This window comes from Halomonas sp. HMF6819 (assembly GCF_044335525.1).
GTDB lineage: Bacteria > Pseudomonadota > Gammaproteobacteria > Pseudomonadales > Halomonadaceae > Vreelandella.
In genome coordinates this window covers 85,808-104,245 of the sequence record NZ_JBIQVY010000001.1, presented here as the reverse complement: position 1 = coordinate 104,245, position 18,438 = coordinate 85,808, and the positions used below count along the sequence as shown (strand labels likewise).

Here is an 18,438-nt window from a genome sequence, read left to right as displayed (position 1 = left end):
AGCGCCTCACGGCGCCGCGTCACGCTATTGCGATCGTCACGTTTTACGTATTACCGACCCAAAAGGAAGTTTCACGCTCATGCGCGCCAGCCAACTACTGATTGCCACCTTGAAAGAGACCCCGGCCGATGCGGAGGTCGTGAGTCATCAACTGATGCTGCGCGCCGGCATGATCCGCCGTTTGACCTCGGGCCTCTACACCTGGCTACCCCTTGGCCTTCGTACGCTGCGCAAGGTCGAGCGGATCGTGCGCGAAGAGATGAACCGCGCCGGCGGCCAGGAAGTGCTGATGCCCGCAGTGCAGCCGGCGGATTTGTGGCAGGAGTCCGGCCGCTGGGAGCAGTACGGCCCGGAGCTTCTGCGCGTCAAGGACCGTCATGAGCGCGACTACTGCGTTGGCCCGACCCACGAAGAGGTGATCACCGATCTGGTGCGCCGCGAGGTGTCGAGCTACAAGCAGCTGCCGATCAACTTCTATCAGATTCAAACCAAGTTTCGCGACGAGATCCGCCCGCGCTTTGGCGTGATGCGCTCGCGGGAATTCATCATGAAGGACGCCTACTCCTTCCATGCTGATGAAGCCTCGCTTGCTGATACCTACCAGGCGATGTATGACGCCTACACGCGGATCTTCACCCGACTGGGGCTCGATTTTCGCCCGGTGATCGCCGACAACGGCTCGATCGGCGGCACCGGCTCGCACGAATTCCATGTGCTGGCCGCCTCTGGCGAGGACGACATCGTCTTCTCCAACGAATCCGACTACGCCGCCAATATGGAAAAAGCCGAAGCCTTGGCGGCGCCGCTGGGTAGCGACGTCAAGCGCTCCGCACCGAGCCAGGAAATGCATCTGGTCGACACGCCCAACGCCAAAACCATCGCCGCCTTGGTCGAACAGCACAATCTTCCCATCGAGAAAACCGTCAAGACGCTGATCGTGCGCGCCGCCGACGGGGGGCTAATTGCGCTACTGGTGCGCGGCGATCACGAACTCAACGAGGTGAAAGCGGAAAACCTGCCCCAGGTAGCCGCGCCGCTCACCATGGGCAGCGAAGAGGAAATTCGCGCCGCCGCCGGCGCAGGCTTTGGCTCACTCGGTCCGGTGAATCTCGACATGCCGATCATCATCGATCATAGCGTCGCGCTGATGTCGGACTTCGGCGCTGGCGCCAATATCGAAGGCAAACACTACTTTGGCATCAACTGGGAACGCGATCTGCCGCTACCCCAAGCGGCGGACCTGCGTAACGTAGTCGAAGGCGACCCGTCGCCGGACGGTCGCGGCACGCTCTCGATCAAACGCGGTATCGAGGTGGGCCACGTGTTCCAGCTCGGCACCAAGTACTCCGAGGCGATGGACGCCAAGGTGCTCGGCGACAGTGGCAAGACCCTGCACCCGTGGATGGGCTGCTACGGCATCGGCATCACCCGCGTGGTGGCCGCAGCGATCGAGCAGAACCACGACGACGCCGGCATCATCTGGGCCGACGCCATTGCGCCGTTCAACGTCGCGCTGGTGCCGATGAACGCACACAAGTCTCAGCGCGTGCGCGAAGCCTCTGAAGCGCTCTACCAAACGCTGACCAACGCCGGCTTCGACGTTCTGCTCGACGACCGCGATACGCGCCCGGGCGTGAAATTCGCCGACCTGGAGCTGATGGGCGTGCCGCACCGTATCGTGATCGGCGATCGCAGCCTGGATAACGGCGAACTCGAGTACAAGGGCCGCCGCGATATTGATGCCACCATGGTCGCCGAGGATCAAATCGTCGCGTTTTTGGGCGAAAAGTCTGGCCTGAACGCCTAACGCAGGCTCAGGGCGAGCGTGGCGGCGCGGCTTACAACAGGCGTTGCACTGGCGGCCCTGTGCCTGGTGATAGCATCACCGGGTAGCGCCGCCGAACCGCCGCTTCGCTCGACCCTCGAGGCCACCGCGTATCAGGGCACCGCGATGCGCCAGTGGGCTGCGCGCATGCACGCTCCACTGGCGCGCTTTGTGAGTGATGCTGGCCAGCGCGACGCGCTGCTCACAAGGCTCTACCAGGAAGCCCGGCTCGCCGGGCTACCGCCGAGTTTGATACTGGCGCTGATCGAAGTGGAAAGCGCCTTCAAGCCAAGCGCGGTCTCTCCCGCCGGCGCTACCGGTCTGATGCAGATCATGCCCTTTTGGGTCGCCGAGCTTGGCCTTCCGATCGACGATTTGACCGACCCCCATCGCAATCTTCGCTACGGCTGCACGATCCTCGCCCACTATCTGGCCGTTGAGAACGGCGATTTTACCCGAGCGCTTGCCCGCTACAACGGCAGCCTGGGTAACACCTGGTACCCCGAGCGCGTGCTTCGCGTTTGGCAAAGTGCCTGGCGTTAGTCCCAAACGGCGTCTCTCTTCTATACCCCTATCAGCGCACGCTACTCAAAAGTGTCTGATGTTTTCTCGCTGGCTATTTCACTGTGCACCCACTCGCCGTACGGATTTTCTTTCACGCTCTTTCTTGATGGGTGACGTTCACAAGGAACGGCAAAACGCGGTATCAGTACAAACCTGATCAATTTATTTACTGTTTTTTTCTTAAAGTTCGCTTACCGTTAGCCGTAAAGAATTACTCAAAGCGGCTCAATCCACATGATAGATCTCACTACCTTTTTTCAAGTAACGCCGGGGGCTTCGTGGCATTGACCATTCAACGTGTTCGATATGGCTGTGCGCGCTTGACGGCGTCTGCCCTTTTCACCTGCGCGTTTGGCGTGTCGGCGGCCACCATAACCGTGACCGACAGCACGGGCGCCACGCTCGAAGATGCGGTGGTCGAAGTCCACTACGCCGGCGCCGCAGCGCCAGCGCGCGAAGGCGAGGTCTATCAGCGCGGGGCGGCGTTTCACCCCCACGTGCTCACCGTGCCGGCAGGAAGCTACGTCTCGTTTCCCAACCAGGACACGACCCGCCACCACGTCTACTCCTTTTCACCGGCGAAAACGTTTGAGCTCAACCTGTATTTACAGGAGACCCCTGAGCCGGTGCTGTTCGATCAGCCCGGGGTCGTGGTACTGGGATGCAACATTCACGATCAGATGCAGGCGTTCATCGTGGTCACTGACGCCCCCTTCGCCGGCAAAACCGGCGCCGACGGCGTGGTACAAACGCCGACTCTGCCCGAAGGCGCGCACGCGGTGCGCGTTTGGCACCCAAGACTCGATGACCGTCAGCAAATCTGGTGGGAAGGTGAAACCCAAGGGGACCAGCCGTTGAACGTTCGCCTCGAACTCAACGCGATCGTCCCTGAGACGCCGCCTCTTTCACCGCTACAACAACGTTTTCATCAGGCCAACGAGCATTAACGTGATCCTATTGGCCGCTTTGTCATGCCTGGAGCGCTGGCGTTTGTCTGCGCCGCTTGCCCGAGGTCGCCATGCGCTTTAGAACGCGCCTGATGCTGGTTTTACTTACCGTCGTGATTCTGTCGCAACTGGTGACCGGCGCGGCGTTTCTGCGCGCGACGCAAAACGATATCATCGTCAAGGGCAATCAGCGCCTGGAAGTCGGCGCCAACGTGTTCCATCAGCTTTTGAGCGCCCGCGGCGAGCAGCTTGGCAATAACATCGCGATTCTCGCCGACGATTTCGGTTTCAAAAGCGCGGTATCGACTCAGGACAACGAAACGCTCTATTCGGTGCTGGCCAACCACGGCACGCGCGCCAATGCCGATATCGTGCTGCTGACCGACCTGGACGGCCGCGTGCTGGCAGGTAGCCACCATGCCCGCGACAGCGCCATGCCCTTTCCCCAGCTTTTCGAGCGCGCCAATCTTAACGGCTCGGCGGTCGGCGTCGTGGTGACCGAAGGCGAACCTTTTGAGTTCGCACTTTTACCGGTGCGCGCCCCGCACCTGATTGGCTGGGTCGGCATGGGCTTTTTGATCAACGAGGCCGTCACCAGCGAGATCAAGGCGTTGACCGGCCTCGATGTCAGCATCGTGACCTACCAGGAGGGGCGTATCAGCTCGCTTTCAAGCTCCCACCCGGAGGCGCTGGCCATGGCGCTGATTAGCGATAACAGCGAACAGCTTCAAAACGGTGATTACTCGCTGACCGGCCAAATGACGCCGGATGATGAGTACCTTTCCTACTCGAGCACGCTCTACGCCGGCGACCGTGCCCAAACCCACGCGCTGCTGCAGCTTTCCCGCAACGAGTTGCTGGGCGCCTATCGGTCGCTGCACTGGCAGCTTTTGGGCATCGTGGTACTGATTTTGATCTTCACCGCAGCGGTGGCCATGTGGAGTGCGCGCAGCATCAGCAGACCGCTGATGGCGCTGGCCTCTGCGGCAAAGCAGATCGGCCGGGGCGAGCGCGTCGAAACACTTGCCGGCGGTTCCCAGCGCAGCGAAACCGGCCAGCTCGCCTCGACCCTTTTGACCATGCAAGACGAAATCGCCAAGCGCGAAGAGGTGCTGCATTACCAGTCGCGACACGACCTGCTGACGGAACTTCCCAACCGCATGAGCGCCGAGGAGGACATGGGCCGGCTGATCAGCACCGGCGCGCCGTTCATCCTGATGCGCCTTTCGATCAACAACTTTCGCGACATCAAGGACACCTTTGGCTACGCGCTCGGCGATATCGTGTTGATGACGCTGGCCAAGCGCTTGAAGCAGCTCGACGAAGGCGAAAGCACCGCCTATCGCTTGGACGGCGACGAGCTACTGCTGATGCGCCTGGAGAACGAAACCCGGCCGGTGTGGCGCGACTGGCTATTCGCGGCGCTGGCGCAACCCATTCATCTGGACCAGTCGCCGGTATCGCCGTCGCTCAGCGTGGGTGAGGTGCACTACCCTACCCATGGCGACAACCCTCAACATTTGCTGCGTCGGGCTGATATCGCACTCGATATGGCCAAACGCAAGCGCAGTGTTTACCAGTGCTATCAGCAGGGCCAGGACGAGCAGCACCAGCGCCAGCTAACGTTGATTCGCGATCTAAAGCGCGCCGTCGACCAGAGCGAGCTTTGGATGGCGTATCAACCCAAGGTCAATACGCGTACCGGGCGGGTCAATCAGTGTGAAGCGCTGATGCGCTGGCAGCACCCAACGCTTGGCTTCATTCCACCGGACGAGTTCATCGAGCTTGCCGAGCGCTCGGGCCAAATCGGCATGCTGACCAGCTGGATGCTCTCTCACATATGCGCGCAGCTCGCTCGCTGGAAGGAGCACGATTACTACCTATCGGTGGCGGTCAATCTGTCGACCAGCGACGTGATGGACCCGGGGCTTTGCCAGCGTATCGCGTCGCTTTTGAAACAGCACCGGCTCGATGCTCGACAGCTCAGTGTCGAGGTGACCGAAAGCGCGATGATGCAGGATGTAGAGGTCGCCACAAGAACGTTGCTCGAACTCGGAGGCATGGGATTGAGCATCGCCATCGACGACTACGGCACCGGCTATTCGTCGCTGGCTCAGATCAAGCGGCTGCCGGTCAACGAGCTCAAGATCGACAAGTCTTTTGTGCTGGCTCTGGACACCCAAGCAGACGATTTCACCATCGTGCGCTCGACCATCGAAATGGGCCATAGCCTTGGGCTCAAGGTCGTCGCTGAAGGGGTCGAAAACCGCGCCAGCGCCGAGCTTTTAAGCGAGGTGGGCTGCGACTACCTGCAGGGCTACTGGATCGCCAAACCGATGCCTTGCGACGCATTGCCGGCGTGGCTCGACGCCTTCGAGACGCTATCGCTGCCAACCCCGGCCCTGCCGGTTTAAACCTCGAGTACACCCGGGAGGGTCAGGATGTTCCGCTTCACCGCAACGCCATTCATCGCGCGAACGCTTTGCCGGCTGGCAGGCATCGCCTGTGTAGGCCTGGTGGTCGCGTCCAGCGGCGCCCAGGCTGGTAGTCGTATCATGAGCACCGGCGGCGTCAGCGCCATCGAAGGCGCCGCCGGCGGCGGTCTTTCCCCCTGGGCGGTGCTTTCCAGTACGGCAAGCGACGAGGAATTTGGCGCCACCGCCTTCGCCTCGCGCGCGTGGCTCGACGACTACCGCCTGACGGTCGGCGGCGCCAGCCTGAACGTTTATGACCAGGTGGAGCTCTCTTACGCCCGCCAGCGATTCGAGCTGCAAACCCTGGGCGGAGAGCTCGAACAGGACATATTCGGTGCCAAGGTGCGCTTGTTCGGTGACGTGCTGTATCACCCGCTGGGCATCTGGAGCGCGGGCGTGTTGCATAAACGCCTCGTCGATGGCGCGACTCCAACCGCACTTGGCGCTGATCATACCGAAGGCACTGACGCCTATCTCAGCGCCAGCAAGCTGCTGTTCGCCGCCGCGGCCGGACGCAACGTCATGCTCAACGCCACGCTTCGCAATACCGAGGCCAACCAGGGCGGTCTTCTGGGCTTCGGCGGCGACCAGGGCGGGCGCGAGTGGGTCGGCGAGGCAAGCGTTGGGGTGTTTTTGACGCCGCAATGGATCGTGGGCACCGAATACCGCCAAAAGCCCGACAACCTGAGCGTGGCCCGCGAGGACGATTGGCAGAGCCTCTACAGCGCCTACTTTTTCAGCAAGCACGTTTCGCTGACCGCTGCCTGGCTCGATCTGGGCGACATCGCGGGTCTTGCGTCACAACGCGGCAGCTATCTTTCACTTCAAGCAGCGTTTTGAGCGAGGGCGCGATGAATCAAATTTCTACCCGGACGTATCGAGCTCTGGCGCGCCGCGCCCTGCAGGCGGCGGCGCTGATCAAGATTCTCGCAAGCGTTGTCGGCTGCGCCCACACTGCCCCATCGACCACGCTTTACGAGCGTTTAGGCGGTGAAAACGGCATCGAATCGATCGTCGAGCGCTTTCTCTACCGCGTCGCCGACGACCCCGAACTGGTCGGCTTTTTTGCCAACACCAATATCGACCGCTTGGCCGGCTCGCTTGCAAATCAGTTCTGCGCCGTCAGCAACGGGCCGTGCCGCTACGAAGGCCCGCCGATGGAGCGCGCCCATCAGAACATGGGCATTACCGATGCTCACTTCAATCAGCTCGTGGAACAACTGGACGCTGCGCTGCGCGAAGAGCATATAGCGCTTGGCGCGCGAAACGAACTGCTGGGCCGTTTAGCGCCGATGCACGCCGATATAATGCGCTATCAGTAGCGGGCATTACAGCACCTTACGATCTTCCACCTTTCCATGTTCGGTGCCCGGGGGCAGCGGATGGCCCTTGGCAAGCTCGGCGCGACTTGCCGGTCGCACGTCGAGCACCTCGACCTCATAGCCAAGCGTTCGCCCGGCCAGCGGGTGGTTCATATCAACGCGCACGCTGTCGCCTTCGACGGCCAGCACGGTCACGATTTGCGGGCCCGCCTCGCCCTCGGTTTGAAAGCGGCTGCCGGGGCTTAGCTCGGCGCCGCTAAAGGCGGTCTTAGCAAGCATTTTCACCAGCGCCTCGTCGCGCGGCCCGTAGGCATCGACGGGGGCCAGCGTCACGCTAAACGTGTCGCCTGTGGCCTTGCCCGCCAAAGCGCGCTCGAGCCCGGGCAGAATATTGTCGTGGGCGTGCAGGTACTCCAGCGGCTTTTGGCGCGCACGGGAGTCGTCGAGCACCTGGGAGGCGCCGGTGTGGGAAACGTCGCTCAATACATAGTGCAGGGTCACGACCTGATGGGGCGTAATCGACACGGAAAACTCCTCTCCGGTAAGCTGTCGGTTCTTTCAGGCGAGCAGTTTAGCATTGACGCCTTCTACCAAGGCCACCCCGCCCGGTTTTTTCTGGAGTTTCTCGACGATGGCAATCCCTACCCCCAGGCGCAGTTGGAAAAGCGCTCTGGCCGTCTATTTCTGCGCGCCGGTCATGACCATGCTGTTTTTGGGATTTTCCGCCGGGCTGCCCTTTCTGCTGGTGTTTTCCACGCTGTCGGCCTGGCTTCGAAGCGACGGTGTCGAGGTCGCCGCGATCGGCTTTTTCTCCTGGATCGGCATTCTCTACTCGATCAAGTTCTTCTGGGCGCCGGTGGTCGACCGCCTGCAATTACCGGTGCTCGGCCGCATGCTCGGCCAGCGCCGGGGCTGGATGCTGCTGGCCCAGGCGTTAATCGCCGCGGGGCTCGTGGGCATGGCCGGCGTCGACCCGGTGGGGCATCTAGGCCTAGTGGCGGCCTTTGCGCTGCTGGTCGCTTTCGGCTCCGCCACCCAGGATATCGCCGTGGACGCCTACCGGATCGAGTCGGCAAACGACGATCTGCAGGCGGCGATGTCCTCGACCTACATCATCGGCTACCGCTGCGGGCTGATCGCCGCCGGCGCCGGGGCGCTCTATCTCGCAGCGCACTTCTCCTGGCAAACGGCGTACCTGAGCATGGCCGGACTGATGGCGGTGGGCGCGCTGACCGTGCTGATTCGCCCGGAGCCGCCGCGCGCTGCGCTTTCGATTCAGCTCGTACGCGAGCCCAGCGTGCGCGCGTTTCTGCGCCAAAGCCGCGGCCGACCAAACTGGCTTCGCCGCATTACTGCCTGGGCAATCGGCGCGATAGTATGTCCGTTTCTCGATTTCTTTCGCCGCTTTGGCGTCAAGGCGCTGGGGCTTTTGGTGTTTATCGCGGTGTTTCGCATTAGCGATCTGGCCATGGGCTCGATGGCGAACCCGCTCTATATCGATCTCGGCTTTTCGCTCGAAACCATCGCCACGGTGACCAACATCTTCGGCATCGCGATGAGCATCGCCGGCGGGATTTTAGGCGGGCTGTTGGTGGCGCGCTATGGCGTCAAACCGCTTCTGATCGTCGGCGCCGCGTTCGTCATGGTGACCAACCTGCTTTTCACCGTGCTTTCGCTGGTCGGCGCCGCGGTGCCGATGCTGGTGGTGACCATTATCGGCGACAACCTCGCCAACGGGTTGGCAAGCGCCGTGTTCATCGCGTTTTTGTCGAGTTTGACCTCGAAAGCCTACACCGCGACCCAGTACGCGCTTTTTTCATCGCTGATGACGCTACCGGGCAAGTTTTTGAGCGGCTTTGGGGGGCTGGTGGTGGCAAGCCACGGGTACGCCACCTTTTTCGTGGTGGCGACCGTGCTGGGGCTGCCGGCGGTGCTGCTCGCGGTGTGGGTCAACCGGGACCGCGACCTGTTTGACGCGCCGAAACGCTAGCCGAAAAACCGGCCGGAAGGCGCGATCAGGACGCGCCGGCCTTTGATCGGCGCTGCTCGAGCCACTCGAGCGCGCCATTGGTGGTACGCCACTGATCGCGCATCAGCGTACGGTACTGCCACGCCTCGGCGCGTGAGCCCGGGTCAACCTGGCCGTCGGCGTGAGGGTGCGAGGGCTTGGGGCTTTCGGCGCACAAAAGCTCCAGCGCGTAGCGATTGTGGGCCAAGGCCAGTTTCAGCGCGTCTTCCGCATTGCCATGCTCGCCAAGGCGGTAGAGCGCCAGCGTGCGTCCCATCAAAAGCCCCAGCACCTGGGAGCCGTCGTCTTTTTCGCACGCCTCGGTGAGCGTGAGCGCCTCCTGATTGCGGTCATCGCGCAGAAGCTGGTCGAGCACCAGCTCCTTGAGACCCAGGCTATCTTCGCGATCGATCGCCAGCAGCTCCTCGGCAAGCTCCCGGGAGTGCTGGCGGGCGCCGCGCTCCATTCCGACCACCAGCGCAAGGCCGGTGCGCAGCAGCATGACGTTGTGCGCATCGTCCCAGCAGAGACTCCCCTCTCCGGCGGCGCGGGCCTGCTGCAGCCAGCGTGAAAGCCGTACCGCCAGCGGCTCCAGTAGGCTCGGCGCCATCCAAGGGAGGCTGCCAAAGCGGCTGGTCAGCGCCAGGGTCACATCCTGTACGACCTGGGGGGCGTCAAGCCACTCAGGGTGCGCGCAAAGCTCGGACATCCACTCCACCGCGTTGCCCCAAGGGTCGTCGCGAAAACCGAGCGCCACGTCGTCATCGACCCACACCTGAAACTGCTCGTGCCAAGCGGCAAAGAGCGTCTCTTCGCGGGCGGTGGTGGTGTAGTGAAGGCGCTCGCCGTTCTCGGAAGGTTTGATATCGAGCTTCGGCGCGGTGGGAAGGGCTGCCAGCAGCGACTGCAGCGAAATCAGCGGCGTGGCGAGATCCTCTTCTGCGCTCAACAGTTGATCGGCCAGGGTTGCGCCGGGGTTGTCCGCCAGCGCCGAGAGAAACTCGAGCTGCTCTTCGTCGAGCCCGCCCTGGCGCGAGAGCCGGCGGTACCAGAAGTCGGCACGCTCGCGTGCTTCCTCTTCATGGCCTTCGTGAAGCAGTAGCATCGCCTCGATGTAGGCAAGCGTGGGCGAGTCCGGCAGCGCTTGCATGGCCTTGATAAAGGCACCGCGGGCGCTGTCGAGATCGTCGTTGTCCAGATGCATCAGGCACAGGCGTTCGAGCGCCACGCCGCGCAAAAACATCGGGCCGCGCTCCATGACTTCATCCAGCAGGTCGGCACGCTTACGGGTGAAGCCGCGCTCCTGGTAGATATCGAGCAGGATTTCGAAGGCAGGCTCGGCCTGGTCGGGGAGTCGCGACCAGTCGCTGCCGTCAAACAGCGACTCCAGAATCTGCATGGCGCGGCCGGTCTGGCCGCTTTCGGCGGCGATCAGACCGGCCTCGAGTAGGGCCTGGGCCGGTGCGCGGCGGCTGTCGAGCGCCGCCTTGAGCGTAGCGCCCTTCCACTCCTTGAGCGAGAGCATCCACATCATCTGCGCTGGAATCTCGGTGGGGAAATCGACACGCTGGCAGCACTGCTTGTACTTGCGCCCGGAATCGCACCAGCAAGGCTCGTTACGCCCTGGCGTGGCCAGGGGTTCGCTGGCGAAATCCAGCCGCTCAAGCGGCGCCTGGGACCACAGAATAGGCGCCAGCGCTTGAGCGGTGGCAATGTCGCCATTGAAAAACTCGGCGCCGCTCGCCCGCACCCAAGTCATGAAATCCGGGTAGTGTTCCTGCTGCCTGATTGCCGAGAGTGCCCCTGAGGCAAAACCCAGCAGTTGATCGACCCATACCGCCAGCATTGCCATCTCCACTGTTTTGAAAGCGCCATAGTCTAGCACGCCCCAAGGGCTTCACGCAGAAGGATTGGCGTGGCGGGAAGCGGCTGTTACTGTTCGGGGCTTACCGCCACGCACGCTTGACGCTCACCATTTTCGGAGGCGCGATGACCACCGTTTCACACGCCATTTGCCAAGGGCTGGCCATCACGCCGTACCTCGAAGCGCTCGCCCACCTGCGCATTCGCGTTTTTGCCGATTACCCCTATCTCTACGACGGCGACCTGGCCTATGAGGCTGAATATCTGAACCGCTACGCGCAAAACCCGGCGAGCCTGTTCGTGCTCGCTTTTGACGGCAACACCCTGGTGGGCGCCTCCACGGGGCAGCCGCTGGCCGACGAAGTCGTTGAATTCCGCGCGCCTTTCGAGGCCGCGGGGATCGACCCGTCCGGGGTGTTCTACTACGGCGAGTCGGTGCTGTTGCACGAATACCGCGGTCAAGGGCTAGGCAAGGCGTTCATGGCCGAGCGCGAGCGTCACGCAAGAACCCAAGGCTTTGCCACCGCAGCCTTCTGCGCCGTGGAGCGACCGGCGAATCATCCTGCCAAGCCCGAAGGTTATCAGCCGCTTCACGGCTTTTGGGAAAGTTTGGGCTACCGCCGTCAGGCGTCGCTTGCTGCGCGCTTTGCCTGGAAGGATATCGGCGAGCGCGAGGAAACCGAGAAGCCGCTGGTGTTTTGGCTAAAGGCGCTGGATTAACGGCTTACCGCTCGGCTGGCGCGACGACAGCCCAGTTCAGAAGCGGCGTGACGCGGGCGTGCATGTCCAGCCGCGCTTTCAAGCGCACCAGGTTCCAGTAGTGGCCGTTGAGTGCTCGCGACAGCAGCAGCGTATCCGCCGGCGGCTGCAGCCGGTCCATTGCGCCCCATACCTTGGGGGAGAGTTCGCGCAGACGCCGATGCACGCGCACATCGCCGAAGTCCTGCTCGCCGGGTGCGAACAAGGGGGCCACGCACTCGGCGGCCTCGCGATAGAGCGACAGCGGCGCGCCCTGGCCCTGGCGCCCGCCCATCTTAAGCATCGCCTCGTCCATCGCCATCGCATCCTTCTCAAGCGTGGCCTTCAAAAGCGCCATCATCGCCATGAGCCGATCTTCCGGCACGGTGATCACCGCGCCGAAATCGTAAATGATCAGCCGCCCTTGCGCATCGGCGGCGAAGTTACCGGCGTGGGGGTCGGCGTGCAGCTCGCCAAAGGTGAAAAGCTCCTCGGTGATCCAGTCGGCAAGCGTAGCGGCCACTTGTTGGCGCGTAGCATCGTCGGCACTTTCGAGTCCCCTTAGCGGCGTGCCCTCGACGAAGCGCATGGCGAGCACGCGGGTACCGCAAAGCGCCATCAGCGGCTCGGGAATGATCAGCCGCGAATCATAGGCGTAGCGCGCCCGGTAGCGCTCGAGCGCCCGGGCCTCGGCCAGGTAGTCGAGCTCGTCGCGAAGCCCAGCGGCGAGCTCCTCGAACATCGCGTCCAGCCTCGCCTGGGGCACCTTGAACCAGCGCCCCAGGCGCATGATGCGTTTGAGCTGTGCCAGGTCGCTTTCGAGCACCTCGGAAAGGCCCGGGTACTGAACCTTGAGCACAACAGTTTCGCCGTCGCGCGTGATGGCCTTGTGCACCTGCCCCATGGAGGCGCTGGCGAAGGGGCGCTCTTCGATCTCACGAAAGTGCTCGTCCAGCTCGCCGTACTGAAGCACGAGGGCCTCGCGAATGCGCGGCCAAGGCATCGGCTCGGCCTGGCGCTGCAGGCGGGCAAGCTCCTCGGCGAGATCCGGCGGCAGCAGGTCGTCCCACTGCGACATCATCTGCGCCATCTTCATGGCCGGGCCCTTGAGCTCCGAGAGCCCCTCGAACAGCGCCTCGCCGAGCGCTCGCCAATTCGCCTGGCCGCCCAGCCGGGTCTTCAGCATCGCGCCGCCGGTGCGAGCGCCAAGGCCCATCAAACGCCGTGTTCGTCCGCGATCGCGCATCGGTTTCCCTCATTGATCAATATGTCCAAGCGTGCTTTTTGCGCTCTGCGCCTGGTTCATCCTCTCTGTTACCATAGGCGCAATTTCACGACTCGTTAAGGTAAAGCCGGCATGCGCTTGATTATCGCCGAAAAACCCAGCTTGGCTCGGGCCATTGCCGATGCGCTGCCGGGCAGTGGCCAGCGCCTGGACGGCGCCATCGCCTGCGGCGATACCACCGTGACCTGGTGTCTTGGCCATCTTCTCGAACAGGCCGCGCCCGAAGTATATGACCCCGCCGACAAGCAGTGGCGCCTGGACCGGCTGCCGATCGTGCCCGGCAGCTGGAAACTGGCGCCGCGCAGCAAGGCCCGCGGCCAGCTCGCCGTGATCCGCAAGCTGATCAAACAGGCAAGAGAGGTGGTGCACGCCGGCGACCCGGACCGCGAAGGGCAACTGCTAGTGCAGGAAGTGATCGAGTACCTGAACTACCGCGGGCCGGTGTCCAGGCTTCTGATCAGCGACCTGAACCGCCCGGCGGTGGGTCGGGCACTTGATAAACTCAAGAGCAACGCCGAGTACCAGCCGCTCTTTCAGGCGGCCCAGGCCCGCTCCCGGGCGGACTGGCTTTACGGCATCAACCTGACCCGCGCCTGGACGCTGACCGGCCGCCAGGCAGGCTTTGATGGCGTGCTTTCCGTGGGCCGGGTACAGACGCCGGTGCTCGGATTGATCGTGCGCCGCGATAACGCCATTCGCGACTTCAGGCCCTACCCGTTCTACCCGCTCCGGGTGGATCTTCAGGTGGCCCAGGGCCAGCTTCGCGCCTGGTGGGTGCCGACTGAGCGCCAGCCGCTGGACGACCAGGGCCGGCTAATCGAGCGCGCCCCGGCGGATGCGCTGGCGGCGAGGCTTTCCGGCGCCGAGGGCCGGCTTGGCAAACTCGAACAAAGCGAGAAGCGCCAGAACGCGCCGCTGCCCTACTCGCTTTCTGCACTTCAAGTAGACGCCGCGCGCCGCTTCGGGCTCTCTGCCCAGACGGTGCTCGACGTGTGCCAGCGCCTTTACGAACAGCACAAGCTGATCACCTACCCGCGCTCGGACTGTCGTTACTTGCCGGAAGAGCACCTGCCGCTCGCGAAAAAAAGCCTGACCGGCGCCTGCCAAAACGACCAGACGCTCGCCGGGTGGCTAGCAGGCGCGGATTTTTCGCTGCGCTCGAAAGCCTGGAACGACAAGCAGGTGGGCGCTCACCACGCCCTTGCCCCGACTGGCAAGCCCGCCGACTTCTCGGCCCTTTCCAACATCGACGGGCAGGTGTTTCGCCTGATCGTGCGCAACGTCATGGCACAGTTTTACCCGCCGCTTAGAACCTTCGAGGTCAAGGCGGAGTTTCACCTCTTGAACGAGGCGTTTCGTGCCCGGGGCCAAAGCGTGCTCGATCCCGGCTGGAAGCCGCTGTTCACGACAAAAGAGGACGCCCCGCCCTTGCCGCCGCTGACACAAAATGAGCCCTGCCAAGCGCTGGGCGCCGGTGTGGAGGAGAAAGAGACCCGCCCGCCGGAACCTTTTACTGATGCAAGCCTGATCAAGGCGATGATGAACATCGGGCGCTACGTGGAGGATGCGGAGGTGCGCCGTACGCTTCGCGACACCGACGGCCTGGGCACTGAAGCCACCCGGGCCGGCATCATCGAAACCCTGGTGCAGCGCGGCTATCTCGTGCGCAAACAAAAGGCGCTGCGCGCTACCCGTTTGGGCAGCGCGCTGATCGCTGCCCTGCCGTCCGCGGTGAGCACGCCGGAGCGCACCGCACTCTGGGAGCAGCGGCTAAGCGCCATCGCCGAGCAAAGCGACAGCGCCCCCGCTTTTCAGCAGGCGCTAATCGAGGATCTGCACGGGCTGCTTCAACAAAGCGACGCGGGCCGGCTGCGTTCGAGCCTGCAAACCGCCCAAGGGGAAGACGCCACGCCGGCTAAACGTACATCAAGGGCGCGCAAGAGCAGTTCGAGCACAAAAAGTACGGCGCGGCGCAAAAGCCCTGCCAAGCATAGAACGTCGCGTAAGCCTTCCTGATCGAAACGCACGCTATTACTGTGCTAAACACTTTAAAGCTGCAATTGGCGCTTCTTAACGATCGCAAGATAACGGTATAAAAATGGCGCATTTTCCCTTTCAGGCTTGGGAGCTTTCAGCCCCCAAGCACACCGCCATAATAAGCGGTTCATCACACCCATTGTCGGAAGTGGTGAAGAACATGCGCTCCGCTGGCGCGGTACAGCCTAAACCCACCAGTGGGGAGCCACTAATGCTAGAACAGCGCTTCACCATTGAGGGTCAGTTCGCCCTGCTCCCACTTGAGCGTTTGCTGCTCGCGCGAAGTATCGATCAAAAAGCGCGCCATCAGCGGCAGCTCATCCATCACCGCTTCCGGCGGGGTGGCCATGCTGGCCTCGAAATGGACGCGACGGCTGAAGTAGGCGTTGGCTTGCGCCTCGTTCATGGAAGCGTTTTGGGGCTCGATGAGCTCACTTGCCGGGGTATCGGTGTGGCGAGCAAAACTGTAGAGCGCTTCTTTCGATAGGTTATCGCCGTCGAAACCCATGTCGATCGTGAGCCGCGGGTTAAAATCCAGATTCAGCTCCGGCACTACGATATGGGCATCCAGCGGGTCGATACTGGCCGCAGGGCTGCTGGACAAAAACGTGTAGCCGTTGTCGACCGCCTGGGCCAGCGACTCACGGTAGCGCGCCTCGTCGAAGCTTGCCGGGTTTTGCTTTTGGCGATAGCGCTGGGCGGTCAGCATGGCAAAGGCTTCGTTGTAGTCCTGGAACGCCTGCATGTCCAGGCGCTGGGTGGCGAAGTCCATCGAGAGACTCCCCATCGAGGTCTCGCCTACGCCGAAATCTGCCACTTCGAAGGTGCCGGCTTGATCGACCCGCCGGGGGTTGTCTTCGAGCTCGGCGGAGGGCTTTGTGAGGTTATCCAACACAACGTCGTTCAGGTAAACGTTGAGCCCTTGGGTCGCAACCTCTGCGCGGGGAAGCTCGAGTCGCTGCACCACTTCGCTGCCCTTTTCGCCGCGGGTATCCATTTCGAAACGCGGCGTGGTGAGGCGCACGATGGATCCATCGACGTAGGTAAACCCAAGCGCCTCGATGCGCGTATCGACGTGCCAGCGCGTCTCGTCCTCGATATCAAGATCCATTACCACCCCGGTGGCCTCGCCGTCGAACGCCTCGAGGCGCAACGTATCGGCGGTAAGTTGGCCCTCAGCCCCGCTCCAGGATGCCACCATGTCGATATCGATATCGCCCTCGAAAAGCGCCTCGCTCGGGCGCAGAGTGCCGGTTACCGGGCTTTTGAACACGCCGTGGTCCACGTGCAGGTCGAGCTCGGCGGTCGCGTCTTCGAAACCGACGGCGCCGAGCGTGGCCCGCGCGTTGGTTTCGAAAAGCGAGCGGTCGATATCGATATCAGTGACGCGCCAGCCAGGTGAGGCGTCGATGCGCGCGAGCGCCTGGTTCAGCGATTTTTCCACCTCATTTCCCACTATCGCCTGCGCGCCGAGATAGCCGCCCGCGCCCACCACGACCACGGCGCCCACGATCACCAGCGCTTTCGAACTAACGGCCATGCCGCGCTCCTTCTATAGGGTTTATAAAAACAGGGTTTAAAAAACAGGGCTTAAAAATACGACGTTTAAAAAGCCGTCGAGCTTAATTTAATAATGATTATTGTTTCAATAGAAATCAGCGCCGCCCACCCAGCGGGTGTAATTAGCTTGCTCAAAATAGAAAGGCGCTTTGATAAATACACAATTGCCGCCGTTTGGCTTCCCTGGTAGTTTGATTTCGATCATGACCCGAAGGGTTTTCCGCTGTTTGCAGCGCCGCCGGGCAACGCCACTAAAAGCGGCCGCCGTACGTTATTAATCGCGAGCTCGTTTTCAACAGTGCCGCGTGCGCCTGCCGCTAGTGACGATAAACCCCACCTGTACGCTTTCACACTAAAACCATAACGCTCAAAGCGGAGAGAACGATGAAAGAAACGCCGAATTCGACCAAGGCGGGCGCGCAGCCGGCGAAGAAAAAGCGCGCCATGCCGGATGTGTTCATTATCCTGTTCGGCTTCATGGTGCTGGTACTGATCGCGTCCTACATCGTGCCCGCCGGCACCTATGAAAGAACGGTCGAAAACGGGCTAACCCAGGTCGACACTGAAAGCTTTCGCTATATCACCGCCGATTCGCTCAACGTCTTGGATCTGTTTACCGCCATGCACAACGGCTTGGTGGCGGCTTCGACGCTGGTCTTTTTGATTTTGATCGTCGGCGGTGTGCTCAAGGTCATTGAAACCACGGGGGCGATCAGCGCCGGTATTCACCGCTTGATCGCGATGGCGAAAGCCCGCCAGAACGTGCTGATCTGGATTTTTTGCGGCACGTTCGCCACGCTCGCCTCGGTGGGTGTGGGCGCGAACCTGGCGATCGCGTTCATTCCCATCGGGCTCTTTTTAGCGCGTTCGATGAAGCTCGACCCGGTCGTGGGCGTGGCGATTATCTTTTTGGGTTCCTACGCGGGCTTTGGCGCCGGCGTGTTCGACCCTACCGTGACGGTGACCGGTCAAACCATCGCCGAGCTTCCTCTGTTTTCCGGTTTCGTCTATCGCAGCGTTATTTTCGTGGTATTTCTGGGGATCACGGCTGCCTACATCTGCCGCTACGCCAAACGCATCAAGCAGGACCCGGCGGCTAGCGTCATGGGGGCCGAGGCCTTCGCGGGCGCCCAGGGGGATGAGCAGCCAAGCGAGGTCACGACCTTTACCTTGACCCACAAGCTGGTGCTTGCGCTGTTCGTGTTCGGTTTTGGTCTGTTCATCTTTGGCGCGTTCAACTATGGCTGGAGCATCCCGCAGCTCTCCGCCACCTTTTTGATGATGGGCGTGGCGACGGCCTGCATCGCGAGAATTTCGCCCAACGATTTCATCAAGCGGCTGATGAGTGGTGCCGGCGATGTGCTTTACGGAGCGCTGGTGATCGGCGTGGCCGCGGCGGTGATCGTGCTGCTGCGCCAGGCGCAGCTGATCGATACCATCGTGCATAGCGTGGCTACCTCGCTCGACGGCCACGGCAAGGTGGTGGCCATGGAGCTTCTTTACGGCTTCAACCTGCTGTTCAACGGGCTGATTACCTCGGGTACCGGGCAGGCGGCTATCGTCATGCCGATCATGGTGCCGATCGGCGATATGCTCGAGGTGACGCGTCAGGCCACGTTCATCACCTTCAAACTCGGCGATGCGGTGACCAATATCGTTACCCCGCTTTCCGGTACGTTAATGGCGTGTTTGGCCATTGCAAGGGTTTCCTACGTCGAGTGGTTCAAGTTCGTGCTGCCGCTGGTGCTGCTCTGGATCGTGACCGGCGCGCTCTTCGTCGGCGTAGCCGTGGCGATCAACTACGGCCCCTTCTAG

General features: G+C 62.2%; 14 protein-coding genes. 10 read left to right on the top strand and 4 right to left on the bottom strand.

Annotated elements, in window-relative coordinates:
* The first annotated feature begins 79 nt into the window (after window positions 1–79).
* From ACGLWX_RS00450 to ACGLWX_RS00425, 6 genes are all read left to right on the top strand, one after another.
* On the top strand, window positions 80–1,807 hold the full coding sequence (locus tag ACGLWX_RS00450; RefSeq protein ID WP_396236461.1) for a proline--tRNA ligase: 1,728 nt from the start codon (window positions 80–82) through the stop codon (window positions 1,805–1,807).
* A 66-nt stretch (window positions 1,808–1,873) separates the two neighbouring features.
* Window positions 1,874–2,368, top strand: a complete 495-nt coding sequence (locus tag ACGLWX_RS00445; RefSeq protein WP_396236459.1) for a transglycosylase SLT domain-containing protein — start codon at window positions 1,874–1,876, stop codon at window positions 2,366–2,368.
* Between the two features lie 341 nt (window positions 2,369–2,709).
* Entirely contained in the window at window positions 2,710–3,336 is a 627-nt protein-coding gene (locus ACGLWX_RS00440) for a methylamine utilization protein (RefSeq protein WP_396236457.1), read from the top strand.
* Between the two features lie 71 nt (window positions 3,337–3,407).
* Window positions 3,408–5,750: a putative bifunctional diguanylate cyclase/phosphodiesterase gene (locus ACGLWX_RS00435; RefSeq protein WP_396236455.1), complete on the top strand. Its 2,343-nt coding sequence runs from the start codon at window positions 3,408–3,410 to the stop codon at window positions 5,748–5,750.
* Window positions 5,751–5,777: 27 nt separating this feature from the next.
* Complete coding sequence (locus ACGLWX_RS00430) at window positions 5,778–6,650, top strand: DUF3034 family protein (protein ID WP_396236453.1); 873 nt, start codon at window positions 5,778–5,780, stop codon at window positions 6,648–6,650.
* An 11-nt stretch (window positions 6,651–6,661) separates the two neighbouring features.
* The gene (locus ACGLWX_RS00425) at window positions 6,662–7,132 is read left to right on the top strand and encodes a group 1 truncated hemoglobin (protein ID WP_396236451.1); all 471 of its coding nucleotides are present in this window, start codon (window positions 6,662–6,664) and stop codon (window positions 7,130–7,132) included.
* A 6-nt stretch (window positions 7,133–7,138) separates the two neighbouring features.
* On the opposite strand, the gene ACGLWX_RS00420 is transcribed toward ACGLWX_RS00425, so the two are convergent.
* Window positions 7,139–7,657, bottom strand: a complete 519-nt coding sequence (locus ACGLWX_RS00420) for a peptidylprolyl isomerase (protein WP_396236449.1) — start codon at window positions 7,655–7,657, stop codon at window positions 7,139–7,141.
* Between the two features lie 106 nt (window positions 7,658–7,763).
* Here ACGLWX_RS00420 and ACGLWX_RS00415 point away from each other — a divergent pair, with 106 nt between their 5' ends.
* Window positions 7,764–9,122, top strand: a complete 1,359-nt coding sequence (locus ACGLWX_RS00415) for an AmpG family muropeptide MFS transporter (RefSeq protein WP_396236447.1) — start codon at window positions 7,764–7,766, stop codon at window positions 9,120–9,122.
* 25 nt (window positions 9,123–9,147) lie between these two features.
* Here ACGLWX_RS00415 and ACGLWX_RS00410 read toward each other — a convergent pair whose 3' ends face one another.
* Window positions 9,148–10,986, bottom strand: coding sequence for an SEC-C metal-binding domain-containing protein (locus ACGLWX_RS00410; RefSeq protein ID WP_396236445.1), 1,839 nt, complete (start codon window positions 10,984–10,986; stop codon window positions 9,148–9,150).
* A 143-nt stretch (window positions 10,987–11,129) separates the two neighbouring features.
* Here ACGLWX_RS00410 and ACGLWX_RS00405 point away from each other — a divergent pair, with 143 nt between their 5' ends.
* Window positions 11,130–11,723: a GNAT family N-acetyltransferase gene (locus ACGLWX_RS00405; protein ID WP_396236443.1), complete on the top strand. Its 594-nt coding sequence runs from the start codon at window positions 11,130–11,132 to the stop codon at window positions 11,721–11,723.
* A gap of 4 nt (window positions 11,724–11,727) precedes the next feature.
* Here the strand turns inward: ACGLWX_RS00405 and ACGLWX_RS00400 are convergent, their stop codons facing one another.
* Window positions 11,728–12,987 (bottom strand): ABC1 kinase family protein, encoded by a 1,260-nt coding sequence (locus ACGLWX_RS00400; protein WP_396236441.1) that lies wholly within the window; start codon window positions 12,985–12,987, stop codon window positions 11,728–11,730.
* A gap of 111 nt (window positions 12,988–13,098) precedes the next feature.
* On the opposite strand from ACGLWX_RS00400, the gene ACGLWX_RS00395 reads away from it, so the two are divergent.
* The gene (locus ACGLWX_RS00395) at window positions 13,099–15,042 is read left to right on the top strand and encodes a DNA topoisomerase III (RefSeq protein WP_396236439.1); all 1,944 of its coding nucleotides are present in this window, start codon (window positions 13,099–13,101) and stop codon (window positions 15,040–15,042) included.
* A 235-nt stretch (window positions 15,043–15,277) separates the two neighbouring features.
* Here the strand turns inward: ACGLWX_RS00395 and ACGLWX_RS00390 are convergent, their stop codons facing one another.
* The gene (locus ACGLWX_RS00390; protein ID WP_396236437.1) at window positions 15,278–16,603 is read right to left on the bottom strand and encodes a DUF945 family protein; all 1,326 of its coding nucleotides are present in this window, start codon (window positions 16,601–16,603) and stop codon (window positions 15,278–15,280) included.
* Window positions 16,604–17,007: 404 nt separating this feature from the next.
* Between ACGLWX_RS00390 and ACGLWX_RS00385 the strand changes: the two genes are divergently transcribed.
* On the top strand, window positions 17,008–18,438 hold the full coding sequence (locus ACGLWX_RS00385; protein ID WP_396236435.1) for a YfcC family protein: 1,431 nt from the start codon (window positions 17,008–17,010) through the stop codon (window positions 18,436–18,438).